Origin of the sequence: Pseudomonas sp. PDM32 (assembly GCF_019219225.1) — a bacterium.
GTDB lineage: Bacteria > Pseudomonadota > Gammaproteobacteria > Pseudomonadales > Pseudomonadaceae > Aquipseudomonas > Aquipseudomonas laurylsulfatiphila.
Genome location: NZ_JAHUWE010000020.1, coordinates 74,104 through 81,781, shown reverse-complemented (window position 1 = coordinate 81,781; position 7,678 = coordinate 74,104). Strand labels below are relative to the sequence as shown.

Below are 7,678 nucleotides of genomic sequence, written 5' to 3'. Positions count from 1 at the left end.
CCGGCGACATCGGCAGCGAACTGACCAGCAACCCGATCGTACGCAAGCTGTCCTTCACCGGTTCGACCGAAATCGGTCGTCAACTGATGTCGGAATGCGCCAAGGACATCAAGAAAGTGTCCCTGGAGTTGGGCGGCAACGCGCCGTTCATCGTGTTCGACGACGCGGACCTGGATAAGGCCGTCGAAGGCGCGATCATTTCCAAATACCGCAACAACGGTCAGACCTGCGTCTGTGCCAACCGCCTGTACATTCAGGATTCGGTCTACGACGCGTTCGCCGAGAAGCTGAAAGTGGCTGTGGCCAAGCTCAAGATCGGTAACGGTCTGGAAGCCGGCACCACCACTGGCCCGCTGATCGACGAAAAAGCCGTGGCCAAGGTGCAAGAACACATCGCCGACGCCCTGAGCAAAGGTGCGACTGTACTGGCCGGTGGCAAGCCGATGGAAGGCAACTTCTTCGAGCCGACCATCCTGACCAACGTGCCGAACAACGCGGCCGTAGCCAAGGAAGAAACCTTTGGCCCACTGGCTCCACTGTTCCGCTTCAAAGACGAAGCCGAGGTGATCGCGATGTCCAACGACACCGAGTTCGGTCTGGCTTCGTACTTCTATGCTCGCGACATGGGCCGTGTATTCCGCGTGGCGGAAGCCCTGGAATACGGCATGGTCGGCGTCAACACGGGGTTGATCTCCAACGAAGTCGCGCCGTTCGGCGGCATCAAGGCCTCGGGTCTGGGCCGTGAAGGCTCCAAGTACGGCATCGAAGATTATTTGGAAATCAAATACCTCTGCCTGGGCATCTAAGCTCGGTAAAGGCATTGCTTCAAGCGCAAAGGGCACGAGAGCGCTGTCCCTTTGCGCCGCTTCAAACGGACCTATCCTTTGTGGCCGGGAACGCTGTGGCAGTCGATCATCGCATGCTGCCGCCGTTGCTTCCCCGCCACTTAATCCTTGAACCACGCCCCCCATGCGAAGACGGGTATCCATGCCCACCACAACCTGAGCTTGGGCGTTGCCAACTCCATCGTCGCGGTGGTCAGGGTTGTGATCGCGTTGACGCCAGTCTGGCTGGGATGGGGGCCGGTGCAGGCAACACACCATTGGAGGTGTTCATCGCCGCTGCCGAGCAACTGGGCTGGAACCATGGCACCGATCTTTACACCCTGATGGATGTCGCCGATGACATCGCCGCCCTTCAGGACCGTCCAGTGGGTGTTGATCGCGAGACGCTGGCGCTGGGTTATGCAGGCGTTTACTCCAGCTTTCTTCGCCATGCCGAAGCGGCTGCCCAGCGCTACGGGTTGCGTACCGTCGACATCCTGGTCGAATTGGGTCGGCGAAAAATGGTCGGTGGGCAAGAGGACATGATCGTCGATGCGACGCTGGATTTGACCCGCTGCTAATTGGTGCAACAGCGCAACAGTCTTTGGTGGTTTTACGGGATTCCCGATCGTTGCCCCGGTAAATACAGTAAGTGGCATTACAAAACGAGAGTGTGGATATGAGCAACCTTGACGACCGGAACATCATTGTCACTGGCGCCTCAGGCGGTATTGGCCGTGCTTCCGCACTGGCTTTTGCCAAAGCGGGCGCCAGAGTTGTGCTGCTTGATCGCGATGCCCTAGGCATCGAAGAAACCGCCAGCGCTGTCACGGCTACCGGTGGCAAGGCTTATTCAATCATCTGCGACGTTACCGACGAAGACGCTGTGGCCGCAGCAGTCGATGATGTCGTCACTCGATTTGGCCGTCTGCATGGCGCGTTCAACAATGCAGGGGTCGAGCAAAGCAATTTGCCTCTGCATGAAATTTCGTCTGCGGCGTGGGATCGCATTATCCGCATCGACCTGACCGGTGTTTTCTACTGCATGAAGCATCAGATCCGGGCCATGTTGAACAGTGGCGGTGGCGCCATCGTGAACACCGCTTCGTCCCTGGGCTCGGTAGCGATTGCCGCTGCCTCGGACTATATCGCTGCCAAGCATGGGGTGGTCGGGTTGACCAAGGCTGCGGCCGTCGACTATGGCACCCTCAACATCCGGGTCAACGCAATCATGCCAGGGATCATCGAAACGCCAATGATCGTGCGTGCGAGCGAAGAGCCCAATTTTGCCAAACAGTTCGCTGCATTGCGCGAACGACACCCTATCGGTCGTTTCGGAAAACCGGAAGAAATCGCCCAGGCTGCGCTATGGCTGCTGTCCGATGACGCCAGTTTTGTGACCGGTACGGCAATGGCCGTAGACGGTGGTTATCTCACCGTTTGAGACCCCCTGACAGACTGTCCCTGACACTCGACAGGGAGTCGGTCACTTTTGAACCTGAAACCCCGGAGTACCCCCATGATCAATGTAAGTCGTCGCTTGAAAGTCAATGCCCCTGAGGAGTCGGGCGGTGTAAACCTGAACCGCAGCCAGGTATGGGAAGGGTTGGTGAGCAAGGCTCGCAATGCGGTGCCGTTCGTTGATGCCATTACCGAATGTAATGTCGTTGAGGACCAGGGCAATACCTTTATCCGCGAAGTGGTGCTTTACGGTGAGCGCCTTCAGGAAATGGTCCTTCTTACTGAAGAGCAGCAAGTCGAGTTCGTACGCCTCTCCGGTAATGCCCGTGGTCTGATCAAGAACGTCATCGAGGAAGAGGATGGCGAACTGTTCCTGCGCTTCTCCTTCGATTTCTCCCTGCCGGGCGTACCGGCGGGCAGCGAGAAGGAAGTCGAGTTCTCAACCGGCATGCAGACGTCCTACCTGAGCGCCGTACGATCCACCCTGCAAGCCATCCGTAACAAGGTCAGCAAAGCGGCATAAGATTCACCGCAGCGACCAGAAATGAAAAAACAAAAACAAGAAATGAGGCGTGCAATGAACCATGAATTGACAGGTATGTTTGAAAGTGTCGATCGGATGTCGGTCGAAGGTTTTTTGAGTTATCTGACCGATGACGTCGTGTTTCGGTTTGGCAATTCCCCGGAAGTAGTGGGGAAAGAGGGTGTCAGGACGGCGATTGAGTCATTTTTTACCAAAATAGCCTCGCTGGAACACATTCTTCAAGGCGTGTGGAGCGAGGGCAACACGACAATCATGCGTTTTGATACCTATTACACCCAGCATGACGGCACGATTATCAATGTTCCTTGTTGTGTCGTTGTTCACTTCAATGCTTCCCGATTGATCAATGATTATCGAATTCACATTGATATTTCGCCCCTGTTCAGCAGCGCATCTGCTGGTAATGTTATCCAAGCGTCTGCATAACCACACATGAGTGCCAGTTGAGCTGCACTCGCCGGTCGAAGCCCACGCCGCTTTGCTGGCGAGTGCAGTGTTTTGGTTTGCGAATTTCAGTAAAGGCATTTCGATGAAGGATTTGAATCTGCTCTATACCTTTGAGGCGTTGTGGCGAGACCACTCAGCCTCCATTGCGGCGCAGAATCTGGGTGTTACGCAGGCTGCCGTCAGCGGTTCGCTCAAGCGGTTGCGAAACGATTATGGAGACAGGTTGTTTACGCTGGTCGGTCGCCGAATGGAGCCGACGCCGTTTTGTGTCCATATCGCGCCGCGACTGTTGGCCTCCCTTGCGATGGTCAGGGAGGCAGGAAGCCAAATGCCGGTGTTCGATCCGAAAAATTGTGAAAAATCATTCGTCTTTAGAATGCGCGACATTGGCGAGGTCGTTTGTTTGCCGCCCATCTTGAGCGAATTGTCCAGGGTTGCACCTCAAGCTCGAATACACACCGTTGTGGGTGGGATGGATGAGACGCTCAATGGCCTGTCCACTGGCAGAATCGACCTGGCGCTCGGCTTTTTGCCGACCCTTCAGACTGACATTCACCGTACGCCTGTTATTTCTCAGTATTACGTCTGCGCCATGCGCAAAGAGCACCCCTTGGCAGATCGCGGCTTGAGCCTTGAAGCCTTTGTCGCCAGTGAGCATTTGTTGGTGGAGTCAGGTGGTGGCGGTCACCAGGCACTGGAGCGTGCTTTGGTCGATGCGGGCGGCAGAGACTGCATTAAAATGCGCACCCCTCAGTTCTTGTCCGCTCCGCACTTGCTGTTGGATACCGACATGATATGGACGTTGCCCATTTCCCTGGGTAAAACCCTGGCGCGCTTTTATCCTCTCGTCATACACCCTCTGCCCCTGCAAATACCCTCGTTCGAGATTGATCTGTACTGGCATGACCGATTTCACCGAGACCCTCAGAACAAGTGGTTGAGAGAAATGGTCGGCCAGGTACTGCGCAGCCAACAATCAGCCTGGCAATAGTCGCTTTCAAAGGGAGCCGTGGCCATCAAGGCGTTGTGTTCCCCTCGCTCAAAACATCAACCGGCGCGGTATCAAGCGACACTCTCAACGGTGATGCTTCGTTCCTGGATGCTCTGGGGTAAATGGAGGCTCAGGTAGTCGATCAGGCTGCGAACGGAGGGCAACATACCCTTCGGTTTGGGGTAGAGCAGATGGATGATATGCGTTGCACCGCTCCAGGAGGGGATAACGACTTCCAGGGCCTTCGCGCGAACAGAGGCTGCAGCTATGGGTTCTGGCAACAACGCGACACCCAATCCATTGACGGCGGCCTCCAGTTGCATGCGTAGATCATCGAAGATCAGACGTGGCTGATGGCTGACCAGCAGCTCCTCACCTGACGAACTGCTGAGGAACCATCGGCCGACGCCGTCATGGATGTCACCAGGACGAGAAAGCGTCTCGATGTCCGACAGGGCCTGGATCGTGGCAGGTCGCCCGACACGATCGAGAAAGCGGGGGCTTGCGACCAGAATCTGCCTGGTTGCCCCTAATTCCTTTGCGACCAACCCGGCCGTTTCTTCAATCCGGGTACGCGATCGCAAGGCCACGTCGAAGCGCTCTTCAAAGAGGTCGACCTCTCGATCGACTGCATTCAACTCAAGCCGTACCTTTGGGTGTTTCTCCATATACCCAGGCAGCAGGGGGGCCAGGTAACTCTGCGCCATCACCTGAGGACAGCTCAACCGTACCAACCCGACGGGTTCTCGTCGAAGATGTTCCACACTTTCATAAGCGGTATGCGCACCCTCGACAACGGGCTGGCTGAGCGTAAAGAAATGATGGCCGGCTTCGGTCAGCGAAACCTGGCGCGTTGTGCGATGTAACAGCCTGGCGCCCATCCGCAATTCAAGATCCGCGATATGACGACTGAGCAACGTTTTTTCAATGCCCGTAGCCCGTGCCGCTGCCGAGAACCCTCCATGTTTGACCACCAGTACGAAGTAATAAAGGTCATTAAGGTCTTTCATGCAGTTGACGCTCTCCTGCGGGGGCCGTTGAGCAACCGTTAACGGCAAAGGCTGATGTAACCATCATTGATCAAACTGGATGCGGGATAAACTAGCTACAATTGAAATGACTGATCCACTGATGGAGCAATGAACATGGAACTTCTGAACGACATGGCGTTGTTCGTCGAGGTCGTCAAAGCCCACAGTTTTCGCAAAGCCGCAGAAGCGATGGCGATGCCCAATTCGACCTTGTCGCGACGCATCAGCGGGCTTGAAAAGGCCATTGGCTTGAGACTGTTAAATCGCACCACGCGCAAGATCGAATTGACCGAGGCGGGGCAGTTGTACTTTGACCGGTGCAAGCGAATCGTTGACGAGGCGCGGCTGGCGCACGAGCAGCTGGGTGAAATGCTCGCGCATCCAAGCGGCCTTTTGCGCGCGTCACTGCCGGTGGATTTCGCCAACATTTACCTGGCACCGCTCATTGCTGAATTCGCTCGACGGTACCCTGGCATCAGCTTTGAATTCGACCTCACGCCACGCCAGGTTGACCTGGTCAGCGAACCCGTCGATGTGGTTATTCGCATGGGCGAACCGGCAGATTCGAATCTGATTGCACGCAAGCTGGCGAGCCTCACTCGTCGTTTGTACGCCTCGCCTCGTTATCTGGAACTCAATGGAGAACCCAGCGATCCGTCCGAGCTGGTAAACCACGAATGCTTGCGCCTGCGAAAGGCTGGCAAGTGGCAGCTTTCCCATTCAGGCGAAGTGGTTGAGGTCGAGGTGGGAGGACGGTTTCAACTGAATAGCGTCGGGATGCTTCGGCGATTGGCGACACTGGATCTGGGGATAGCGCTGCTACCTGAAGGCATTGCAGCGGACGATCTGCGCACTGGCTTGCTGCAACCGGTACTGCCCCAATGGCAGGCCAATCCGATCCCGGTGTATGCCCTCACTGAAACCCGTCTTTTGCCTGCAAAAACTCAACGTTTCATTGAGTTTCTGCGTGAGCACCTTGAGCACGCTTGACTGTCGGGTTCCGTCGAGTGCTGAGCCAATAAAGACCACCAATGGCTGTTGCGCCGATCAGCACAGGAAGCGCCAACCAATGGAAGAAGACCTGTGCTGTACCCGCGGTGGAAATAAACCAGGCGCCCAGCGTCGAGCCGACAATTGAACCGCAACGGCCGACGGCCATTGCCCAACTCACCCCGGTCACCCGGGCGGCGGTGGGGTACAAGGTGGCTGACACCAGGTTGAGTCCGTTTTGAGCACCGGCTACACCCAAGCCGATGAGAAATACCATGGCAGCCAATTGATAGGGATCACCCATCAGATAGCCCGTGACGGCAATGACCACAGCCGTCACCGAGTACGAGAACGTCAGTACAGGGTAGGGGCCGACGCGATCCATCAGCAGGGCCATGAGAATGGCGCCGAGGGTACCGCCCAGCGGCACCATGGCGCCAATACGCGAAGCGTAAGCGATATCGTAGCCGGCCTCTTTGAGCAGGGTAGGCAGCCAACTGGTCAGCAGATAAAACACAAAGAGCGAGCAGAAGAAGGTCACCCACAGCAGCAGTGTGCGGACCAACCGACCGTCGATGAACAAATGAGAGATCGGCGACCTGACCTGGGCCGGGCGTTCGTCATCGAGGATCGTTACACCGCTCCAGCTTTTTCGGGTGATGCGTTCGACCACCCGGCGCAAGGCGTCGGCGTGCTTGTCCGAGGACGCCATAAACCGAACCGACTCGGGCATTAACCAAGCCAACAGTGGCAATAGCGCCAGCGGCATGACGCCACCGAGCACCAGCACAGAACGCCAGCCGAATGCAGGAATCATGTGTGCTGCGAGCATGCCGCCCAAGGCAAGGCCCGCCGTGAAGCCACTCCAGCTCAAGGTCACCATGATCATGCGTCGGCGGGCGGGGGAGTATTCGGCGCTCAAGGCAATGCACGCCGGCATCGCACCACCCAGGCCGATGCCGGTGATGAAACGCAGAACCGTAAGCGACTCGATCGATTGGGTGTAGGCGCTGGCCAGGGTGGCGAGACCAAACACCAACACTGATATCAGTAAAACGCTTTTGCGCCCGATGGCATCGGCGACTGGCCCCAGTATCAGGCTGCCGACCATCAGACCAAACAGCCCTGTCCCGAAAACCGGTGACAACTGGGCAGGCAACAGACCCCATTCTTCGCGCAGCGACGGGGCGATGTAACCAATGGCTGCGGTATCGAAACCATCCACCAGGACGATGAGGAAGCACAAGGCAAGGATGACGATCTGGTATGGCGAGATCTTCGCGCTGTCGATGATCTCGCCAATTCGGGCGTTGTCAGGGTTCATGCGGCTACCTTTTATTTTTTTTTCTGGACGTGATCGTCGCCAAGCGCTTTAAATAAAGGAAGCCAA

General features: G+C 56.6%; 8 protein-coding genes and 1 pseudogene. 7 read left to right on the top strand and 2 right to left on the bottom strand.

The genetic code is table 11. The features are described 5' to 3' along the window. The 6 genes and pseudogenes from KW846_RS28820 to KW846_RS28795 all read left to right on the top strand — a co-directional run. A partial coding sequence (locus KW846_RS28820) for an aldehyde dehydrogenase family protein (protein WP_218486341.1) occupies positions 1-806 on the top strand: 806 nt, incomplete at its 5' end. A gap of 159 nt (positions 807-965) precedes the next feature. Continuing rightward, a pseudogene (locus tag KW846_RS28815) lies at positions 966-1,405 on the top strand (4-hydroxy-2-oxovalerate aldolase); the annotation flags it as partial. A gap of 98 nt (positions 1,406-1,503) precedes the next feature. Further along, positions 1,504-2,268, top strand: coding sequence for an SDR family oxidoreductase (locus KW846_RS28810; RefSeq protein ID WP_218486340.1), 765 nt, complete (start codon positions 1,504-1,506; stop codon positions 2,266-2,268). Positions 2,269-2,343: 75 nt separating this feature from the next. After that, positions 2,344-2,808 carry an SRPBCC family protein gene (locus KW846_RS28805; protein WP_008049901.1) on the top strand — a complete coding sequence of 155 codons (465 nt, stop codon included), beginning with the start codon at positions 2,344-2,346 and terminating at the stop codon, positions 2,806-2,808. Between the two features lie 54 nt (positions 2,809-2,862). Beyond that, positions 2,863-3,255: a nuclear transport factor 2 family protein gene (locus KW846_RS28800; RefSeq protein WP_218486339.1), complete on the top strand. Its 393-nt coding sequence runs from the start codon at positions 2,863-2,865 to the stop codon at positions 3,253-3,255. A 103-nt stretch (positions 3,256-3,358) separates the two neighbouring features. Then, positions 3,359-4,267 carry a LysR family transcriptional regulator gene (locus tag KW846_RS28795; protein WP_218486346.1) on the top strand — a complete coding sequence of 303 codons (909 nt, stop codon included), beginning with the start codon at positions 3,359-3,361 and terminating at the stop codon, positions 4,265-4,267. 71 nt (positions 4,268-4,338) lie between these two features. On the opposite strand, the gene KW846_RS28790 is transcribed toward KW846_RS28795, so the two are convergent. Further along, a complete protein-coding gene (locus KW846_RS28790; protein WP_218486338.1) occupies positions 4,339-5,277 on the bottom strand; it encodes a LysR family transcriptional regulator in 939 nt (312 codons plus the stop codon). A 135-nt stretch (positions 5,278-5,412) separates the two neighbouring features. Here KW846_RS28790 and KW846_RS28785 point away from each other — a divergent pair, with 135 nt between their 5' ends. Continuing rightward, a complete protein-coding gene (locus KW846_RS28785; protein ID WP_007970775.1) occupies positions 5,413-6,288 on the top strand; it encodes a LysR family transcriptional regulator in 876 nt (291 codons plus the stop codon). Here KW846_RS28785 and KW846_RS28780 read toward each other — a convergent pair. Beyond that, positions 6,251-7,612, bottom strand: a complete 1,362-nt coding sequence (locus KW846_RS28780; RefSeq protein ID WP_218486337.1) for an aromatic acid/H+ symport family MFS transporter — start codon at positions 7,610-7,612, stop codon at positions 6,251-6,253. The two genes, KW846_RS28785 and KW846_RS28780, sit on opposite strands and share 38 nt — an antisense overlap. Between the last annotated feature and the right edge of the window lie 66 nt (positions 7,613-7,678).

Excerpts from the sequence above, each read along its gene's own strand:
- KW846_RS28810 (WP_218486340.1), top strand. The coding sequence starts at position 1,504 with ATGAGCAACCTTGACGACCGGAACATCATTGTCACTGGCGCCTCAGGC.
- KW846_RS28800 (WP_218486339.1), top strand. The coding sequence starts at position 2,863 with ATGAACCATGAATTGACAGGTATGTTTGAAAGTGTCGATCGGATGTCG.
- KW846_RS28790 (WP_218486338.1), bottom strand. The coding sequence starts at position 5,277 with ATGAAAGACCTTAATGACCTTTATTACTTCGTACTGGTGGTCAAACAT.
- KW846_RS28795 (WP_218486346.1), top strand. The coding sequence starts at position 3,359 with ATGAAGGATTTGAATCTGCTCTATACCTTTGAGGCGTTGTGGCGAGAC.
- KW846_RS28805 (WP_008049901.1), top strand. The coding sequence starts at position 2,344 with ATGATCAATGTAAGTCGTCGCTTGAAAGTCAATGCCCCTGAGGAGTCG.
- KW846_RS28780 (WP_218486337.1), bottom strand. The coding sequence starts at position 7,612 with ATGAACCCTGACAACGCCCGAATTGGCGAGATCATCGACAGCGCGAAG.
- KW846_RS28785 (WP_007970775.1), top strand. The coding sequence starts at position 5,413 with ATGGAACTTCTGAACGACATGGCGTTGTTCGTCGAGGTCGTCAAAGCC.